This is a genomic window from Modicisalibacter xianhensis (genome assembly GCF_900113605.1).
Taxonomy (GTDB): Bacteria; Pseudomonadota; Gammaproteobacteria; order Pseudomonadales; family Halomonadaceae; genus Modicisalibacter; species Modicisalibacter xianhensis.
Window position 1 is genome coordinate 225,851 of sequence record NZ_FOPY01000007.1, and the last position, 16,505, is coordinate 242,355.

Annotated in this window: 19 protein-coding genes; 13 read left to right on the forward strand and 6 right to left on the reverse strand. The window is 61.7% G+C overall.

Translation table 11 applies throughout. From position 1 onward, the window contains the following. Positions 1 to 108: 108 nt before the first annotated feature. Genes BM194_RS10390 through hisD form a run of 4 tightly spaced genes read left to right on the forward strand, consistent with a single transcriptional unit; the run spans position 109 to position 3,688 of the window. Positions 109 to 363 carry a BolA family protein gene (locus BM194_RS10390; protein WP_092846429.1) on the forward strand — a complete coding sequence of 85 codons (255 nt, stop codon included), beginning with the start codon at positions 109 to 111 and terminating at the stop codon, positions 361 to 363. A gap of 13 nt (positions 364 to 376) precedes the next feature. Then, positions 377 to 1,639: a UDP-N-acetylglucosamine 1-carboxyvinyltransferase gene (gene murA / locus BM194_RS10395; RefSeq protein ID WP_092846431.1), complete on the forward strand. Its 1,263-nt coding sequence runs from the start codon at positions 377 to 379 to the stop codon at positions 1,637 to 1,639. Between the two features lie 46 nt (positions 1,640 to 1,685). Continuing rightward, a complete protein-coding gene (gene hisG / locus BM194_RS10400) occupies positions 1,686 to 2,342 on the forward strand; it encodes an ATP phosphoribosyltransferase (RefSeq protein WP_092846433.1) in 657 nt (218 codons plus the stop codon). A 20-nt stretch (positions 2,343 to 2,362) separates the two neighbouring features. Continuing rightward, positions 2,363 to 3,688, forward strand: coding sequence for a histidinol dehydrogenase (gene hisD / locus BM194_RS10405; RefSeq protein WP_092846435.1), 1,326 nt, complete (start codon positions 2,363 to 2,365; stop codon positions 3,686 to 3,688). Positions 3,689 to 3,760: 72 nt separating this feature from the next. On the opposite strand, the gene BM194_RS10410 is transcribed toward hisD, so the two are convergent. After that, positions 3,761 to 4,954: a Do family serine endopeptidase gene (locus tag BM194_RS10410; protein ID WP_092846437.1), complete on the reverse strand. Its 1,194-nt coding sequence runs from the start codon at positions 4,952 to 4,954 to the stop codon at positions 3,761 to 3,763. 97 nt (positions 4,955 to 5,051) lie between these two features. Here BM194_RS10410 and BM194_RS10415 point away from each other — a divergent pair, with 97 nt between their 5' ends. After that, on the forward strand, positions 5,052 to 5,810 hold the full coding sequence (locus tag BM194_RS10415; protein ID WP_092846535.1) for a Nif3-like dinuclear metal center hexameric protein: 759 nt from the start codon (positions 5,052 to 5,054) through the stop codon (positions 5,808 to 5,810). Between the two features lie 80 nt (positions 5,811 to 5,890). Here the strand turns inward: BM194_RS10415 and BM194_RS10420 are convergent, their stop codons facing one another. Further along, the gene (locus BM194_RS10420) at positions 5,891 to 6,343 is read right to left on the reverse strand and encodes a Z-ring associated ZapG family protein (protein WP_092846439.1); all 453 of its coding nucleotides are present in this window, start codon (positions 6,341 to 6,343) and stop codon (positions 5,891 to 5,893) included. Between the two features lie 216 nt (positions 6,344 to 6,559). Between BM194_RS10420 and zapE the strand changes: the two genes are divergently transcribed. The 8 genes from zapE to BM194_RS10460 all read left to right on the forward strand — a co-directional run bounded on the left by zapE (position 6,560) and on the right by BM194_RS10460 (position 12,921). Further along, positions 6,560 to 7,753, forward strand: coding sequence for a cell division protein ZapE (gene zapE / locus BM194_RS10425; RefSeq protein ID WP_092846441.1), 1,194 nt, complete (start codon positions 6,560 to 6,562; stop codon positions 7,751 to 7,753). Positions 7,754 to 7,906: 153 nt separating this feature from the next. Then, the gene (gene rplM, locus BM194_RS10430) at positions 7,907 to 8,335 is read left to right on the forward strand and encodes a 50S ribosomal protein L13 (protein WP_092846443.1); all 429 of its coding nucleotides are present in this window, start codon (positions 7,907 to 7,909) and stop codon (positions 8,333 to 8,335) included. Positions 8,336 to 8,348: 13 nt separating this feature from the next. Continuing rightward, the gene (gene rpsI, locus BM194_RS10435) at positions 8,349 to 8,738 is read left to right on the forward strand and encodes a 30S ribosomal protein S9 (protein WP_092846445.1); all 390 of its coding nucleotides are present in this window, start codon (positions 8,349 to 8,351) and stop codon (positions 8,736 to 8,738) included. Positions 8,739 to 8,960: 222 nt separating this feature from the next. After that, a complete protein-coding gene (petA, locus tag BM194_RS10440) occupies positions 8,961 to 9,557 on the forward strand; it encodes a ubiquinol-cytochrome c reductase iron-sulfur subunit (RefSeq protein WP_092846447.1) in 597 nt (198 codons plus the stop codon). After that, entirely contained in the window at positions 9,557 to 10,816 is a 1,260-nt protein-coding gene (locus tag BM194_RS10445; RefSeq protein WP_092846449.1) for a cytochrome b, read from the forward strand. The genes petA and BM194_RS10445 overlap by 1 nt, the downstream gene beginning before the upstream one ends. Then, positions 10,816 to 11,586, forward strand: coding sequence for a cytochrome c1 (locus tag BM194_RS10450; RefSeq protein ID WP_092846451.1), 771 nt, complete (start codon positions 10,816 to 10,818; stop codon positions 11,584 to 11,586). The genes BM194_RS10445 and BM194_RS10450 overlap by 1 nt, the downstream gene beginning before the upstream one ends. Before the next feature lie 155 nt (positions 11,587 to 11,741). Next, positions 11,742 to 12,365, forward strand: coding sequence for a stringent starvation protein SspA (sspA, locus tag BM194_RS10455; protein WP_092846453.1), 624 nt, complete (start codon positions 11,742 to 11,744; stop codon positions 12,363 to 12,365). Positions 12,366 to 12,429: 64 nt separating this feature from the next. Further along, the gene (locus tag BM194_RS10460; RefSeq protein WP_092846455.1) at positions 12,430 to 12,921 is read left to right on the forward strand and encodes a ClpXP protease specificity-enhancing factor; all 492 of its coding nucleotides are present in this window, start codon (positions 12,430 to 12,432) and stop codon (positions 12,919 to 12,921) included. Between the two features lie 75 nt (positions 12,922 to 12,996). Here BM194_RS10460 and BM194_RS10465 read toward each other — a convergent pair whose 3' ends face one another. The 4 genes from BM194_RS10465 to BM194_RS10480 are packed head-to-tail and all read right to left on the reverse strand — an operon-like array spanning position 12,997 to position 16,418. Further along, positions 12,997 to 13,572, reverse strand: coding sequence for a BON domain-containing protein (locus tag BM194_RS10465; protein ID WP_092846457.1), 576 nt, complete (start codon positions 13,570 to 13,572; stop codon positions 12,997 to 12,999). Positions 13,573 to 13,577: 5 nt separating this feature from the next. Then, positions 13,578 to 14,171, reverse strand: a complete 594-nt coding sequence (locus BM194_RS10470; RefSeq protein WP_092846459.1) for a phosphoheptose isomerase — start codon at positions 14,169 to 14,171, stop codon at positions 13,578 to 13,580. A 23-nt stretch (positions 14,172 to 14,194) separates the two neighbouring features. After that, positions 14,195 to 14,563 (reverse strand): YraN family protein, encoded by a 369-nt coding sequence (locus tag BM194_RS10475; protein ID WP_092846461.1) that lies wholly within the window; start codon positions 14,561 to 14,563, stop codon positions 14,195 to 14,197. After that, entirely contained in the window at positions 14,553 to 16,418 is a 1,866-nt protein-coding gene (locus BM194_RS10480; protein ID WP_092846463.1) for a penicillin-binding protein activator, read from the reverse strand. The genes BM194_RS10475 and BM194_RS10480 overlap by 11 nt, the downstream gene beginning before the upstream one ends. Positions 16,419 to 16,505: the final 87 nt, after the last annotated feature.

A 16,505-nucleotide genomic window follows, 5' to 3' on the forward strand; every position in this document is an offset into this window, starting at 1 on the left:
TTCGTCCACACTTTTCATTACCATGGGCGCATCGTGATCCATTCACGGGCGCGTCTCGCCTCATGGCGGAGGCGCGTGCCGGACCATCAACAGGAGTCACCGCAACCCATGCAACCCAATGACGTCAAGGCGCTGCTCGAATCCCGTATCGAGGGCTGCGATTTTTACATTCAGGGCGAGGGCTGCAACTTCCAGGTCGTCGCCGTCGGCGATGTCTTCGAAAGCCTTGGCCCCGTCAAGCGCCAGCAGTTGATCTATGGTGCGCTGTCCGAGGAAATCGCCAGCGGCGCACTGCATGCCATCAGCATCAAGACCTATACCCCGGCGCAGTGGCAGCAGGCGCCCGAGAATACCCAGGCCTGAGCACGACGCATTCATGGACAAGTTGATCATCACCGGCAACGGCCCCCTCGATGGCGAGGTGTGGGCCAGTGGGGCCAAGAACTCCGCCTTGCCGATCCTGGCCGCGACGCTGCTGGCCGATGAGCCCGTCACTATCGGTAACCTGCCGCATCTTCAGGACATCACCACGACGCTGGAACTGCTCGGCCGCATGGGCGTCGAGCCGGTCATGGGCGAGAAAATGACCATCCAGCTCGACGGCTCCAAGGTCAGCGATTGTCACGCACCCTATGATCTGGTCAAGAAGATGCGGGCCTCGATCCTGGTGCTGGGTCCCTTGCTGGCGCATTTCGGCAAGGCCGATGTCTCGTTGCCCGGCGGCTGCGCCATCGGCACGCGTCCGGTCGACCTGCATATCCGAGGGCTCGAGGCGATGGGCGCGGACATCCGGGTCGAAGGCGGTTATATTCGGGCTCGCGTCGATGGCCGCCTCAAGGGCGCTACCATCATCTTCGATACGGTGACCGTGACCGGTACCGAAAACCTCCTGATGGCGGCGACCCTGGCCGAAGGTACCAGCGTGCTCGAGAACGCGGCGCGTGAACCCGAAGTCGTCGACCTTGCCGAGTGCCTGATTGCCATGGGTGCCAGGATTCGCGGCCATGGTACCGATACCATCATAGTCGAGGGCGTGAAGCGGCTGCATGGCTGCTACTACGACGTCATGCCCGATCGTATCGAGACCGGCACGTTCCTGGTGGCTGCAGCAGCCACTGGCGGGCGTGTGCGGGTGCGCAACACGCGCGCCGACATTCTCGAGGCTGTGTTGGCCAAGCTACAGGAGGCCGGAGCGTACGTCACGGCCGGCGAGGGTTGGGTCGAGCTCGACATGAAAGGGCGCCGTCCCAAGGCCGTGAACGTGCGTACTGCCCCCTATCCAGCCTTTCCCACCGATATGCAGGCACAGTTCGTTGCCCTGAATGCGGTGGCCGAGGGCACCGGGCGCGTCGTCGAAACGATCTTTGAAAATCGTTTCATGCACGTCCAGGAACTCAAGCGTATGGGCGCCGATATTGCGCTCGAGGGCAATACCGCCGTGGTCACGGGTGTCAAGCGCCTGTCCGGCGCTCCGGTGATGGCGACCGATCTGCGCGCGTCGGCAAGCCTGGTGGTCGCCGCCATGGTGGCCGAAGGGGACACCATGGTCGATCGTATCTATCACATCGATCGTGGTTACGAGTGTATCGAGGAAAAGCTCCAGCTACTGGGGGCGCGCATTCGCCGCGTGCCGGGCTGAGGCCAGCCGATGCCGCCATCCTGTGAGTGACAAGTAGCGACCGATTATGAGCAAGCAATTGATTCTGGCCCTCTCCAAGGGGCGCATTCTGAAGGAAACCTTGCCGCTGCTGGCGGATGCCGGCATCGAGCCAGCCGAGGACCTGGGCAAGAGTCGCAAGCTCCTGTTCGATACCAACCTCGAAGACGTCAAATTGGTCGTAATCCGAGCCGTCGATGTGCCCACCTACGTGCAGCTGGGGGCCGCCGACCTCGGTATTGCCGGCAAGGACGTATTGCTCGAGCACGGTGCCGAAGGGTTGTATGAGCCCCTTGATCTTGAAATCGCCAAGTGCCGTCTGATGACGGCCGGTGTCACGGGAGCAAAGCCAGCGCATGCACGGCGTCGCGTGGCGACCAAGTTCGTCAACGTGGCGCGTCGCTACTATGCCGAGCAGGGTATCCAGGCGGAGGTCATCAAGCTGTATGGCGCCATGGAACTCGCGCCGCTGATGAACCTGGCCGACGAAATCGTCGATATTGTCGATACCGGCAATACCCTGCGCGCCAACGGCATGGAACCGCGCGAGCTGATCCAAGACATCAGTACCCGACTGGTGGTCAACAAGGCCGCCATGACCATGAAACACGAGCGGCTGAAACCCCTGATCGAGCGCCTGCGCGATGCCGTCGGCACGCGCCGTGCCGATGTCGCCGCTTCCTGATCGAGACGATGAGACACATCATGGCCGAGAACGCTGAATCCCGGGGCACCATAGCCAGGCTATCCACCACCGATGCCGACTTCGATACCACCCTCGAGGCCCTGCTGGCTTGGGAGGGGGTGTCCGACGCTCAGGTACGGCAGCGCGTGGACGAGATTCTGCACGCGGTCAGAACGCGGGGAGACGCGGCGCTGGTCGAGACCTCTAACCGCTTTGATCGCCTGTCCGTCAGTAGCATGGCAGAGCTGACACTCGACAAGGCGCGCCTGCGCCAGGCGCATGACGGACTGCCCGCGGAGCAGCGCGACGCCCTGGCCCTGGCGGCCGAACGTATCCGGGCCTACCACGAGCACCAGAAACCCGAGTCATGGCAGTACACCGAGGCCAATGGCACGGTGCTGGGGCAGAAGGTGACCCCGCTCGATCGTGCCGGCATCTATGTGCCAGGAGGCAAGGCAGCCTACCCGTCCTCGGTGCTGATGAACGCGATTCCTGCCCATGTGGCGGGTGTCAGTGAGATCGTCATGGTCGTGCCGACGCCTGACGGTGTGCTCAACGAACTGGTCCTGGCCGCCGCTTACCTGGCGGGTGTCGACCAGGTGTTCACCGTCGGAGGGGCCCAGGCCGTTGCAGCCCTGGCTTACGGTACCGAGAGCGTGCCCCGGGTCGACAAGATCGTCGGGCCGGGCAACATCTACGTGGCCACCGCCAAGCGTGCCGTCTTCGGGCAGGTGGGCATCGACATGATCGCCGGGCCGTCGGAGATCCTGGTGCTTTCCGATGGCGGTACCGACCCCGAGTGGTTGGCCATGGACCTGTTTTCGCAGGCAGAGCATGACGAAGATGCCCAGGCGATTCTTGTCAGCTGGGATGCCGATCACATCGCTGATGTCGAGGCGGCGATCGAGCGGTTGCTGCCCACCATGGAGCGTGAACCGATCATTCGTGCCTCGCTGGAAAAGCGCGGCGCCCTGATCGCCTGTGCCGACCGCGAGGAGGCACTTGCCCTGGCCAACCGTATTGCCCCGGAGCACCTGGAGCTTTCCGTTGACGATCCTGAATCGCTGCTGCCGGGGATTCGCCATGCTGGGGCCATCTTCATGGGGCGTTACACGGCCGAGGCGCTGGGCGATTACTGCGCCGGGCCCAATCACGTACTGCCAACCTCCGGAACGGCACGTTTCTCGTCGCCATTGGGCGTCTACGATTTCCAGAAGCGTTCCTCGATCATTCACTGTTCGGCAGAAGGTGCATCGACGCTGGGGCGCACGGCCTCCGTGTTGGCACGTGGTGAATCGCTCACGGCGCATGCCCGCTCAGCGGAGAATCGCATCCGCAAGGACTGAATGCTGTAATACAGCAGCCGAAAAGCCCCCTCTCGCCGCAGGCGAGAGGGGGCTTTTCGGTTCAGCACCGCTTCAACGTTGCGGGGGAGGTGGACGTTCGCCGGCCACGATCTCGATCTCGAGCGTTTCGCCGTTACGTACCACCTTGAGCGGCAGCCGCGTGCCGGGCTCGATCTCGGCGATGTCGGCCATGGCGACTCGAGGGTCGAGGATCGGCTTGCCATCGATGGCCAGTAGAACATCGCCCGGTCGCAGGCCGGCCCGCTGGGCGGGGCCGTTCTGGACCACGCTGGACACGACGACGCCCTGGGCGGCATTGAGCCCGAAGGATGCAGCCAGTCCGGAAGTGATCTCCTGAACTTCCAGACCCAGCCAGCCGCGTACGACACGGCCTTGCTCGACCAGTTCATCGAGAATCTCGCGTGCCAGGTTGACGGGAATCGCGAAGCCTATACCTTGCGAGCCGCCCGATCGGGAAAAGATCGCGGTGTTGATGCCGATCAACGCGCCCTTGGCATTGATCAGTGCGCCACCGGAGTTGCCGGGATTGATTGCCGCGTCGGTTTGAATGAAATCCTCGTAGGCGGACAGGCCGAGATGGTTTCGGCCGGTGGCGCTGATGATGCCCATGGTCACGGTCTGGCCCACACCGAAAGGATTGCCGATGGCCAGGCTGACATCGCCCACGGCAACGTTCTCCGAGTCACCGATCGCCATGGTCGGAAGGTTATCGAGATCGATCTTGAGCACGGCTAGATCACTTTCCGGGTCAGTGCCGATGACCTCGGCGAGAGTCTCCCGTCCGTCGCGCAGGGCCACCTGGATCTGGTCAGCGCCGCTGATGACATGATGGTTGGTCAGGACGTAACCTTCCTCGCTAACAATCACCCCCGAGCCCAGGCTGGAGAGCATGCGCTGGCGGCTGGGCATCTCTTCGCCGAAGAACTGGCGGAAGAAGGGGTCCGACATCAGGGGGTGCTGTTCGCGCTCCACGACCCGCGAAGAGTAGACATTGACGACTGCCGGTGCTGCCTGGTTGACGGCATCCGCATAACTGACGGGGCCACCGGAGCGGGAAATCGGAGCGGCTTCGTGCAGGTCGGGGGCCGGATGCGTTTCGCCATTGGTCTCACGCTGGAGGTAGTCGGCGACCCGGCTGATCGGTTGCGAGGAACTCAGCCACTGGGGAAACAGGTTGAGCAGCAGTACGGCCACGAGCACGCCGCTGAGAACGGGCCAGAAAAGCGGCTTCAGGTAGCGGCGCATGAATGCGTTCCTTGTCGATGGGGGCGATGGATCCGAGGCCAGGCGTTACAATGGCCGGCATTGTATCACCGCAGCCCAACGACTGCCCGGAGGACTCATGATAACCCGCGATCGCCTGGTGGATGCCTGCCATGAACTGCTGAAAGCCGACACCTTCAAGGACTACACCCTCAATGGCCTGCAGGTCGCCGGAAGGAGCGAGATCGGCAAGGTGATGACTGGGGTGACCGCATGCCAGGCACTGCTCGACGAGGCCGTCGCCTGGGGTGCCGATCTGGTGCTGGTTCATCATGGCTATTTCTGGAAGAACGAACCGGTGGCAATCACCGGCATGAAACGGCGCCGGCTCGGTACGCTGATGGCCAACGACATCAATCTGCTCGCTTACCACTTGCCGCTGGATGCCCATGCCACACTGGGCAACAATGCACGCCTGGCGGCGGAGCTGGATTTTGCCACCGACGGCTGTGCCGACGGCGACCTCGGGAGCGGTCTGGTCTGGTTGGGCACGCCGCATGCGCCGATGGACAGTGTCGGGCTTGGGCGCCATCTGGCACAGCGGCTGCAACGCGAGCCCATGGTCATTGTGGCCCACGATCGCCCCATTCAGCGGGTTGCCTGGTGTACCGGTGGGGCTCAGGACATGATCATGCAGGCCTGTGATGCGGGGGCCGATGCCTTCATTTCAGGCGAGATTTCAGAGCGTACGACGCATCTGGGCCGGGAAATGGGGATCAGTTATTACGCGGCGGGGCATCACGCGACCGAGCGGTACGGCGTGCAGGCATTGGGTGAATGGCTGGCCGGTGAGTTTGGCATCGAGCATCGGTTCGTGGACATCGACAACCCCGCTTGAAGCCGTCGCCGTCCCCTTGACGTGCTGCGCCCGCAGCGGTGCCAACCGCTGCGGGCGCAAGTGGGTCGAGCTGTTCCCGATCAGTAACGGACCGGCTGGGTCTGCTCTTTTTCCTTGGTCTCGTCCTGGCGCAAGCCGAAATCCTCGGCCAGGGTGCCGCGTCCGCCATCAGCGTAGTCGCGGGGCATCGATGGCTCGTCGTTCTCTGCGGGTATCTCATCCGCACCGGTACCGGTCAGCCGCCGCTTGAGTTGCAAGTCGTCGCAGAGACGGTCGGCGCTTTGGCTGAGTTGTTGTTCAAGTTCCTGGCTCTGGCGCTGGATGTTGGTGACCAGGTCCGTGGCCTTGGCGAAATGGTCATTGAGCGCATCTCGCACCTGGTTCAGTTCCAGCTCGGTTTCGGCCAGCCGCTGGCGCACCTTCTGGTTGCGTGCCACGTTGGCATTGAGCAAGTGATAGCCCAGCGCCCCAATGCCAATGCCGGCAAGAAAGCAGGCAATGGCCAGAATCCAGTCGATATTGCTTTCGTTCACGTCACTCCCCTCTAGGTTCGAGCCCAGCCGCAGCGTGGTTGGACCGTGCGGCTGTCATTTGCTGCCATGTCCGTCGCGTTGCATTCCAGGCGGCCCATTATATGGGGCATGAGGGAAGCCAGGTCAACGCGCCGGTAACCCATGGCATGCGCAACATCGTTTGCCCGCGTATAATGACCGGCTCATCGACAGCCGTCCGAGGTATGCAAGACGCCCATGTGCGCGACTACGACTTCTTCGCCGAATTCCGCCAAGCCGACAAGCCTGCCTCCTCTTGAGCGTTATCGAGCCGACCTCAAGCGTGAGGGCTTTCAGTACGACGAGGCTCAGGAACGCGCCGTCAAGCATCTGCAGCGACTCTATGACGAATTGCTCAACACGCCGCGGCGCGAGCTGGCCCCGTCATCCGCGGAGCGTGGGTTCAAATCGAAGATGGCTGGCCTGTTTGGCAAGAAATCGGCGCAGTCGCCCAGCCAGGAGCCGGCCACGCCCGAAGTGACAGGGCTGTATTTCTGGGGCGGTGTCGGTCGCGGCAAGACCTATCTGGTCGACACCTTCTATGAGTCGCTGCCGTTTCCCGACAAGATGCGTACGCACTTTCATCGCTTCATGCAGCGTGTCCATACCGAGCTGGAGCATTACAAGGGCGAAAAGAACCCGCTGACGCTGATTGCCGGCAAGTTCGCCAGCGAGGCCCGGGTGATCTGCTTCGACGAGTTCTTCGTCAAGGACATCACCGATGCCATGATCCTGGCCAACCTGCTCGAGGCCCTGTTCAACAAGGGCGTCGTGCTGGTAGCAACGTCCAATATCGTGCCAGACGATCTCTACAAGGACGGCTTGCAACGGGCGCGCTTCCTGCCGGCCATCGATCTCGTCAAGCGGCACTGCGAGGTGGTCAACGTCGATTCGGGGATCGACTATCGGCTGCGTGCGCTGGAGCGTGCCGAGATATTCCATCATCCACTCGATGAGGAGGCCGCGGTGCAACTGGAACGCAGCTTTCGGGAAATCGCCGGCGTCGAGGGGGAACGCGATGCACAGATCGAGATCAATCGGCGCATCCTGACGTCGCGTCGTGTCCACGAAGATGTCGTATGGTTCAACTTCAGCATGTTATGCGACGGCCCGCGTAGCCAGAACGACTACATCGAATTGGCGCGCGAGTTTCATACCGTCCTGGTATCCGACGTGCCGCAGATGGGGCGGGGCAGCGACGACCAGGCCCGGCGATTCATCAACATGGTCGATGAATTCTACGATCGCGGCGTCAAGCTGTTGATGTCGGCAGAGACGGCAGCCGAGCAACTCTACGCAGGGGGCAACCTATCATTTGAATTCGAGCGTACGGTATCGCGATTGCAGGAGATGCAGTCGCGTGAATACCTGGCCTTGCCCCACAAGCCTTGAATTTCCCCTTAACCTGAGCGGAGTGCTCATGTACAATGCGCGCTCGCTCGACCGTTGTCGCCTTGATGGGGCGGCAACCAAGAAAAATAGGGACGGTCCTACGTCACGCTCGAAGCGCCGCAGGGCCCAACGCATCAATTGGTGATTGAATCCATGAAGACGTTCAGTGCTAAGCCGCAGTCCGTCCAGCGCGACTGGTTCGTCGTTGACGCGACTGACAAGACGCTCGGCCGTCTGGCTACCGAAATCGCTCGCCGCCTGCGTGGCAAGCACAAGCCCGAATACACTCCGCATGTCGATACCGGCGACTACATCGTCGTGATCAACGCCGAGAAGGTCCAGGTCACGGGCAACAAGGCGCAGGCCAAGAACTACTATCGTCACACCGGTTATCCCGGTGGGCTTCGTTCCATGTCCTTCGAGAAGATGATCGGTCACGCGCCGGAGCGTGTCATCGAGGCGGCCGTCAAGGGCATGCTGCCGAAAGGTCCGCTGGGTCGCGCCATGTACTCCAAGCTCAAGGTCTATGCCGGCGCCGAACATCCGCACGCTGCGCAGCAGCCGCAAGAACTGAACATCTAAGGGATACTACGCCATGTCACAGCAGTACTATGGTACCGGGCGTCGCAAGACTTCTACCGCCCGCGTCTTCCTGAAGCCGGGTACCGGCAAGATTACCGTCAACAGCCGTGAGCTGAACGAATACTTCGGGCGTGTGACTGCACAGATGGTCGTGCGCCAGCCGCTGGAACTGACCCAGACCGGCGAGCAGTTCGACGTCTACGTCACCGTGGCCGGTGGTGGTGGTTCCGCCCAGGCGGGTGCCATTCGTCACGGCATCACTCGAGCCCTGATCGACTATAATGAAGAGTTCCGCAAGCCGCTGCGTGAAGCTGGCTACGTGACTCGTGACGCACGCGAAGTCGAGCGTAAGAAGGTCGGTCTGCGCAAGGCGCGTCGTCGCCCGCAGTTCTCCAAGCGTTAAACGCAGTCTCGCCAAGTGCGACAAAAGCGCCCAGCCTCTGCAGGCTGGGCGCTTTTTTTGTTATTTTTCAACAGGTTGGAATTGCTATTAGGCCTTGGTCAAAAGGGCGTCTGCTTGTTTTGTCAAGTGTCATTTCTTAACATGGCGGCACTTTGTATCCGTGCGTGTCGAGGCGCTTCCTCGTCACGGGGCAGCGGGTAAGTTGATGGGAGAAACCATAAAATGGCAGACAACGGCGTGAATAAAGGGCGGCGCCGTTTCCTTGTCGGCGCAACCACCGTGGTTGGTGCGGTGGGCGCTGTCGGGGTGGCGGTCCCCTTTGTGGCTTCGTGGCAGCCTAGCGCAAAGGCATTGGCGGCAGGGGCTCCAGTAAGCGCGGACATTTCCAAGCTGGAAACGGGGCAGCAGATGACGGTCGAATGGCGGGGCAAGCCTGTCTGGGTCGTGCGTCGTTCCGAGGAAATGATAGAACAAACCCGCAATATTTCTCCCGACCGCCTGCGTGACCCGCAGGCGCAGGCCGATCAACAGCCGCCATATGCCAGCGGTCCGCTGCGTTCCATCAAGCCGGAAATCGCCGTGCTCGTGGGTATCTGCACGCATCTAGGCTGTTCGCCGACCTTTCGTCCCGAACCCGGCGCTGCCGATCTCGGTGGCGACTGGCCGGGCGGTTACTTCTGCCCCTGCCACGGCTCGCGGTTCGACCTCGCGGGACGGGTATTTACCGGAGTGCCGGCACCATTGAATCTCGAGGTGCCGCCGCACCGCTACGATAGCGACACTGTCCTGGTGGTCGGTGAAGACGAGGAGGCGAGCTGATGGGCAATCCCAATCGCATCAAGGCGGAAAAGGGCTTCATGCGCTGGGTGGACGATCGTTTCCCCGCGACCCAGATGTGGAAGGAGCATCTCGCCGAATACTACGCGCCGAAAAACTTCAACGTCTGGTATTTCTTCGGCTCGCTAGCCATGCTGGTGCTGGTCAACCAGATCGTGACCGGCATCTGGCTGACCATGAGCTTCAATCCCAGCGCGGAAGGGGCGTTTGCCTCCGTCGAGTACATCATGCGCGACGTGGAGTACGGCTGGCTGTTGCGCTACATGCACTCCACCGGGGCTTCGGCTTTCTTCGTGGTGGTCTACCTGCACATGTTCCGCGGCATGATGTACGGCTCGTACAAGGCGCCGCGCGAGCTGGTATGGATCTTCGGCATGTGCATTTACCTTGCGCTCATGGCCGAGGCCTTCATGGGCTATCTATTGCCCTGGGGACAGATGTCCTATTGGGGAGCGCAGGTCATCATCTCGCTGTTCTCGGCGATTCCGGTCGTCGGTGACGACCTGTCGCAGTGGGTCCGCGGCGATTTCCTGATTTCGGGTATTACGCTCAACCGTTTCTTTGCCCTGCATGTCGTCGCTCTGCCGATCGTTATCCTGGGCCTGGTCGTGCTGCATTTGATTGCCTTGCACGAAGTCGGTTCCAACAATCCTGACGGCATCGATATCAAGTCCATGAAGGACGAGGCCGGCAAACCGCTGGACGGCATTCCCTTCCACCCCTATTACACGGTGAAGGATATCGTCGGTGTGGCGGTCTTCCTGTTCGTGTTCTGTGTCGTGCTGTTCTATTTCCCCGAAGGGGGCGGGTATTTCCTCGAGAAGCCCAACTTCGAGCCTTCCGATCCGCTAAAGACCCCTGAGCACATTGCCCCGGTATGGTATTTCACGCCGTTCTACGCCATGTTGCGTGCCGTGACGTTCAATCTGTTTGGCCTGGATGCGAAGTTCTGGGGGGTGGTCGTGATGGGCGCCGCGATTGCCATTCTCTTCGTGCTGCCCTGGCTCGACCGTTCGCCGGTCAACTCCATGCGCTACAAGGGCTGGATCTCGAAGATCATGCTGCTGCTGTTCGCGATCAGCTTCGTGGTGCTCGGGGTGCTCGGTGTACTGCCGGCAACCGAGACACGAACGATGATCTCGCAGGTTGCCACCCTGGTGTATTTCGCCTACTTCCTGCTCATGCCGTTCTACACCAGATTCGAAAAGACCAAAATCGTTCCGACAAGGGTGACTGGCTGATGAGAAAGCAATTGTTTGCACTGCTCTTTGCGCTGGTCCCCTTCGCGGCGATGGGGGCCGGTGGCGAGGCGGTACATCTCGAGGAGATGAATCCCGATCTGCACGACAAGCCATCGTTGCAGCGGGGCATGAAGCTCTATGTCAATTACTGCATGGGCTGTCACTCCCTGCAGTATCAGCGCTTCAGTCGGGCCGCCGAAGACCTGGACATTCCCCAGGAACTGGTCGAGGAGAATCTGATCTTTTCGGATGACCTGGCGTTCAATGACCAGATGCGCATCGGTATGCTGCCGGAATCGGCAGAGGCGTGGTTTGGCACACCGCCGCCGGACCTGACACTCGAGGCCCGGTTGCGTGGTACCGACTGGATCTATACCTATCTGCAGAGCTTCTATCGTGACCCGGAGCGTCCGTGGGGCGTGAACAACGCGGTGTTTCCCGACGTCGGTATGCCCAACGTGCTGGAGCCGCTGCAGGGGACCCAGGAAATGGTCTGTGCACGCACCGAAAAAGCGCTGCCCGATGCCAAGCTCGATCCGCTGACCGGGCTCTACGAGTCGTGTCACGTGCTGCAGGTCACCGAACCGGGCACGCTGGAGCCGGAGGAGTTCGAGCAGGCGGTATGGGATTTGACCAACTTCCTGGCCTACGTGGGTGAGCCGTCGAAGCTGCAGGCCCAGGCACTGGCGCCGAAGGTCTTGATCTTCATCTTCATCTTCGGAGTGATCGCCTATCTGCTCAAGCGAGAGTACTGGCGCGACGTGCACTAGCGCCCAGCCTTGCTGACCAGCTGTACAAGGGCGTGCGATCCCAGGATCGCACGCCCTTGATTGTTATGAATCGGGCCTGAATACCACATTCGCGTCACAGTGGTAACGATTGGCGTGTTATTATTGTGGGTCGAACTGATGCGAGGAAGTGTTACATGGGTGTAGTGGCCAAGCGGTCGTCGATGACCTTCTACTCAGGCGGTGATGATCATTACAGCCACCGCGTACGGATCGTGTTGGCGGAAAAGGGCGTTGCCGTGGACATCGTGGAAGTCAGCGAGGGCAGTCGCCCCGACGAGCTGGCGGACCTCAATCCGTACAACAGTGTGCCCACCCTGCTGGATCGTGACCTGGTGCTTTACGAGTCCAAGGTCATGATGGAATACCTCGATGAGCGTTTTCCGCATCCGCCACTGTTGCCGGTCTATCCGGTGGCCAGGGCGCAAAGCCGCCTGTGGATGCATCGCATCGAGCGCGAATGGGCGCCGCTCGTCGAAACGATCCTCAGCAATGGCAAGGACGTCGACAAGGCTCGCAAGGAACTGCGCGAAAGCCTGGTCGGCATCACACCCATATTCGAGGACATGGCCTTCTTCATGAGCGAGGAGTTCTCGCTGGTCGACTGCTGCATCGCCCCGATCCTGTGGCGTCTGCCGGCTCTCGGCATCGAGCTGCCCGAGCGCCAGGTCAAGCCGCTGATCACTTACATGGAGCGCCTGTTCGCACGCGATGCCTTCAAGGCCTCGCTGTCGGAAGCCGAGCGCGAGATGCGTACCTGAATCCACCAGTGCAGTCAGCGTGACCAGTATTACGCTGGCTGCCACGACCAAGGGAGGCAAGACCATGCTTTCCAGCCGTCCCTACCTTGCCCGTGCCCTGTACGAATGGTTGCTGGACAATGACCACACACCCTACATCGTTGTCGATGCCGAGCGTGAAGGGGTTCAGGTGCCGGGACAGTTCGTGCAGAACGGGCAGATCGTACTCAACATTTCACCGTCGGCGGTGCGCGACCTGCTGATGTCCAATGACTCGATCACGTTCAGTGCTCGCTTCAGCGGTCAGCCTATGCAGGTCATTGTGCCCAGTGAGGCACTGATCGCCCTGTATGCCCGCGAGAATGGCGTGGGCATGGTGTTTGGTCATGAGCCGGTCATGCCAGGCTATGAGCCGCTTTCCTCGGACGCGCCCGAGGCCGACCAGGAGCCCGAGCGCCCCAATCTCGAGGGGATCGATGGCAATAGCGCCTCAGGTGACGGTGATGAACCGGATGCCTCGGACGCCAAGAAGGAGGGGGCTCGCAAGGGGCGTCCTTCGCTACGCGTCATCAAGTAGTACACTTGCGATAGGTGCTTAAAAAAGCGGGAGGCCTGATGCCTCCCGCTTTTTATTGCCTGGAAAGTGCGTTGCTCAGTCCAGGTACTCGAAGACCTTGACGATGCGCTGGACTCCGCCGATCTGGGAAACCACGTTGACGACGCGTTCGGCTTCCTGGCGGCTGACCATGCCCATCAAGTAGAGCGTGGCGTTTTCACTGATCACCTCGACATGACGCGAGTCGATGTTCTCGTTCATGGCCAGCTCGGTTTGTGCGCGTGTCTCGAGCCAATTGTCGGTCATGCGCTGGCTCATGGGCAGGTTGGCGGCAACCGACAGCTCATTGTGCACCTGACGGACCATGCGCGTATTCTGCGCGATCTGGCCGGCCTTGTCCTTGAGTTCCTGGCTAGGTACCTGGCCGTAGAGCAGCACGACGCCATTATAGCTGTTCACGCCGACACGGGCATCGATGAGACGGGCGTCGGTACGCTCCATGGTCTCGATGATCTTGGACTCGATACTTTCGTCCTCGACCTTGGTGCCTTCGGTTCGTACGCTATAGTCCTCACCCGCCGACGCCGGCGTGGTGGCACTGTTGATTGCGGTACAGCCGCCGAGGCCGAGGGTCAGGGCCAGCAGGGCCGGAAAGAGCGCTCCATTCTTCATAGTCATCACTCGTTGCTGCCAAAAAGCTGTTCGTCGATCAGGTCGCACAGGCAGTGTATCACCAGCAAGTGGACCTCCTGGATGCGGGCCGTCGTTGTCGCCGGTACGCGTATCTCGCAGTCGTCCTGGCCGAGCAGCGAAGCCATGTTGCCGCCATCCCGACCGGTCAGGGCAACCACGGTCATGTCCCGGTCATGGGCCGCCTGGATGGCCTGGATGACATTGGCCGAGTTGCCGCTGGTGGAAATGGCCAGCAGGATATCGCCGGGCTGGCCCAGGGCGCGTACCTGCTTGGAAAAGACCTCATTATAACTGTAGTCGTTGGCGATCGAGGTCAGGGTCGACGTATCGGTGGTCAAGGCTAGTGCGGGCAGGCTGGGGCGCTCGCGCTCGAAGCGGTTGAGCAGCTCGGACGAGAAGTGCTGGCTGTCGCCGGCACTGCCGCCATTGCCGCAGGCGAGAATCTTGCCCTCGTTCACCAGGCACTGGACCATCATCTGGCTTGCGACTTCGATGAATGGCGGCAATACCTCGCTGGCGTAGGTCTTGGTATCGATGCTCGCGTTGAAGTGGCCGAGTATGCGTGCTTGGAAATCCATGTTGTCGATCGGGTCCGTAGCGGTCAGAAGGCATCGAAGGCGGCGCGAACCCAGATGAAATCCAGGTGCGGAGACGTTCCGGTCACGCCCACCACGTCGAAGCGGCAAGGACATGATAGCCCGTTGCGTAACAGATAAAAACGCGCCGCCTGGATCAGGCGACGCTGCTTGCTGGCAGTCACGGTTTCCAGCGGGTGGCCGTGCCGACTGTCGGCACGGTGGCGCACCTCGATGAAGACCAGTGTCTCGCCATCACGCATGACCAGGTCGAGTTCACCCCCCTTGGCGTGCTGGTTGCGAGCCACGAGACGCAGGCCGCGAGCGGCAAGCCAGTCGGCCGCGGCCCGCTCGACCGTCTCGCCTCGGGCCCGGGCGGTACGGCTATGCGTCATCGTCGGCACGCTCAGGCTCGGGCGTATCGCTGGACTCGCCTGCCGATACCGGCGCGTCGCCTGTCTCTTCGGTGGTGTCCGCCTCGGCTGCATTGCCGCGTAGCGGTGGCTGTGGCACGCCGCCGGCGAATTGTGCCCAAGGCAGTTCGCGGTGAATGCGACCGTCGGTGCCCAGGCTCAGCGTGCCGGTAGCACCATAGGTTTGGCTCCCCGGCAGGCTCTGGAAGAGAGGCAGCTTGCGTGCCAGTTCGTAGGCATCGACACCCATTGCCTTGAGCTTGAATAGGGCGGGCTCGTCATCGCTGCGCAGCTTGCGGTAGCTGTCTAGGTAGGGCAGGGCTTCCTCGCCACCCACGGCGGCGTCGGGGATCAGCCAGGGGATCTCGACGAACATGACATCGTTGAGGTCATGATCGACACGCGGCTGGGGTCGGCCCTCGTAAAGGTGCGAGGTGGCGTAGATCGGCAGGTTGCCAGCGTAGTAGAACTCCAGCATCGGCGGTACCTGACGGGCATAACTCGGCAGGGCGAGCAGGAACAGCATGTCCATGTCACGCTGGGCGCGTTCGCCGCGCACGTTGAGCAGTGGCCTGACGGCATTGGCTACCGAGGCTTCGGGGTTGTAGCCAATCAGACTGACCACGCTACCTCCCAGCTCCTGCCAGGTCTGGCGGAAGGCGTCGGCGACGCGTCCTCCCCAGGGATTGTCGGGCACCAGCATGCCGGCGCTGCGATGGCCATCGCGCCAGGCACGCTGGGCAGCTTGCCGTGCTTCGTCCTCGGCGGACAAGCCATATTGAAACAGCTTTTCGGCGTGATTGGTCGGTGCCGTGCCGTAGTTCAGCGCCAGTGTCGGAAGCGGTACATCGTTGCGGACTTCGAGGCGAGATACCTGATCCTTGTCCAGCGGCCCGATCACGACCTGGGCGCCTTCCATCTGGGCACGTGCATATAGCGCCTGGGTGTCGACGCCGGTGGTATCGTAGAAGCTGAGTTGCGGCGTCTGCTCGCCCTGGTCCAGAGCGCTCATGTGGCGCGCCTGGATGCCCTCACGCAGGGCCTCGGCGACATTGGCCAGGGGGCCGGATTCAGGAAGGAACACGGCGATGTGGCGTACGTCGCGGCCTCTCAACTCACGCAGTGCCTGCAGATCGCCAGGCAGGCGGCGTGCCGCCGGATGGTTGGGGTAGGTGCTGCGCCACTCTTCGATGCGATCGAACAACCGGGCAATATCGCCGCTATTGCGGCGCTGCAGTTCCAGCAGCGCTACCCAGCCCTGAACGGTCGGGTCCTGGATCGCGGCAAGCTCCTGCAGGGAAGCGCCACGCAACCGGGTCAGTTGTTGCCATATTTCATCGTTGAGCTCGAAGCCAGGATCATCCTTCTGGACGCCGATCAGCATTTTTGCCGAGGGCAGAGGTTCGCCGACCATTCCCAAGGCCAGGCCACGACGATAGCGCAGAGTCAGGGCGTCCTCGCGGGCAATGGCGATATCCTCATCGAGCAGCGAAGTGGCCTCGACGACCAGCCATCCATCCTGCTGTGCCAGGCCGAGATAGGAAAGCAGCAATGCCCAATCGACCCGTTCCTCGGGAGGAAGCTGGGCGACATCGATGCCGGTCGCGATCTGGATCGCCTGCGCGTTGTCGCCCCGGCGTGCTAGGATGTCCGCCGCCTGAAGCCGGGTGCGCGCTGCTTCCGTGCCGCTCTGGTTCTCGGCCTGACGCAAGAGTTCGGTGGGCTCCTGTTCGCCGCCGGGCAGACGCTCGATGACTCCCTGGGGGGCAGCGCAGCCGGCCAGAAGAAGTGCCACCAGGCCGGCACGCATCAGGCGACGCAGCGATTTGTCTATCATTCTTGATTCCTTGTGACTGGCAAAGTTCGGCCAGATGGCGACCCGGTCGCGAAGACACGGCTGTCGGAAGCCGGCCCGGCAATAGCG

Coding starts and splice junctions, on each gene's coding strand:
- BM194_RS10465 (WP_092846457.1), bottom strand. CDS start 13,572: ATGAAGAATGGAGCGCTCTTTCCGGCCCTGCTGGCCCTGACCCTCGGC.
- BM194_RS10390 (WP_092846429.1), top strand. CDS start 109: ATGCAACCCAATGACGTCAAGGCGCTGCTCGAATCCCGTATCGAGGGC.
- murA (WP_092846431.1), top strand. CDS start 377: ATGGACAAGTTGATCATCACCGGCAACGGCCCCCTCGATGGCGAGGTG.
- BM194_RS10410 (WP_092846437.1), bottom strand. CDS start 4,954: ATGCGCCGCTACCTGAAGCCGCTTTTCTGGCCCGTTCTCAGCGGCGTG.
- hisD (WP_092846435.1), top strand. CDS start 2,363: ATGGCCGAGAACGCTGAATCCCGGGGCACCATAGCCAGGCTATCCACC.
- BM194_RS10445 (WP_092846449.1), top strand. CDS start 9,557: ATGGGCAATCCCAATCGCATCAAGGCGGAAAAGGGCTTCATGCGCTGG.
- BM194_RS10460 (WP_092846455.1), top strand. CDS start 12,430: ATGCTTTCCAGCCGTCCCTACCTTGCCCGTGCCCTGTACGAATGGTTG.
- BM194_RS10450 (WP_092846451.1), top strand. CDS start 10,816: ATGAGAAAGCAATTGTTTGCACTGCTCTTTGCGCTGGTCCCCTTCGCG.
- hisG (WP_092846433.1), top strand. CDS start 1,686: ATGAGCAAGCAATTGATTCTGGCCCTCTCCAAGGGGCGCATTCTGAAG.
- rplM (WP_092846443.1), top strand. CDS start 7,907: ATGAAGACGTTCAGTGCTAAGCCGCAGTCCGTCCAGCGCGACTGGTTC.
- zapE (WP_092846441.1), top strand. CDS start 6,560: ATGTGCGCGACTACGACTTCTTCGCCGAATTCCGCCAAGCCGACAAGC.
- BM194_RS10475 (WP_092846461.1), bottom strand. CDS start 14,563: ATGACGCATAGCCGTACCGCCCGGGCCCGAGGCGAGACGGTCGAGCGG.
- BM194_RS10415 (WP_092846535.1), top strand. CDS start 5,052: ATGATAACCCGCGATCGCCTGGTGGATGCCTGCCATGAACTGCTGAAA.
- rpsI (WP_092846445.1), top strand. CDS start 8,349: ATGTCACAGCAGTACTATGGTACCGGGCGTCGCAAGACTTCTACCGCC.
- BM194_RS10480 (WP_092846463.1), bottom strand. CDS start 16,418: ATGATAGACAAATCGCTGCGTCGCCTGATGCGTGCCGGCCTGGTGGCA.
- sspA (WP_092846453.1), top strand. CDS start 11,742: ATGGGTGTAGTGGCCAAGCGGTCGTCGATGACCTTCTACTCAGGCGGT.
- petA (WP_092846447.1), top strand. CDS start 8,961: ATGGCAGACAACGGCGTGAATAAAGGGCGGCGCCGTTTCCTTGTCGGC.
- BM194_RS10470 (WP_092846459.1), bottom strand. CDS start 14,171: ATGGATTTCCAAGCACGCATACTCGGCCACTTCAACGCGAGCATCGAT.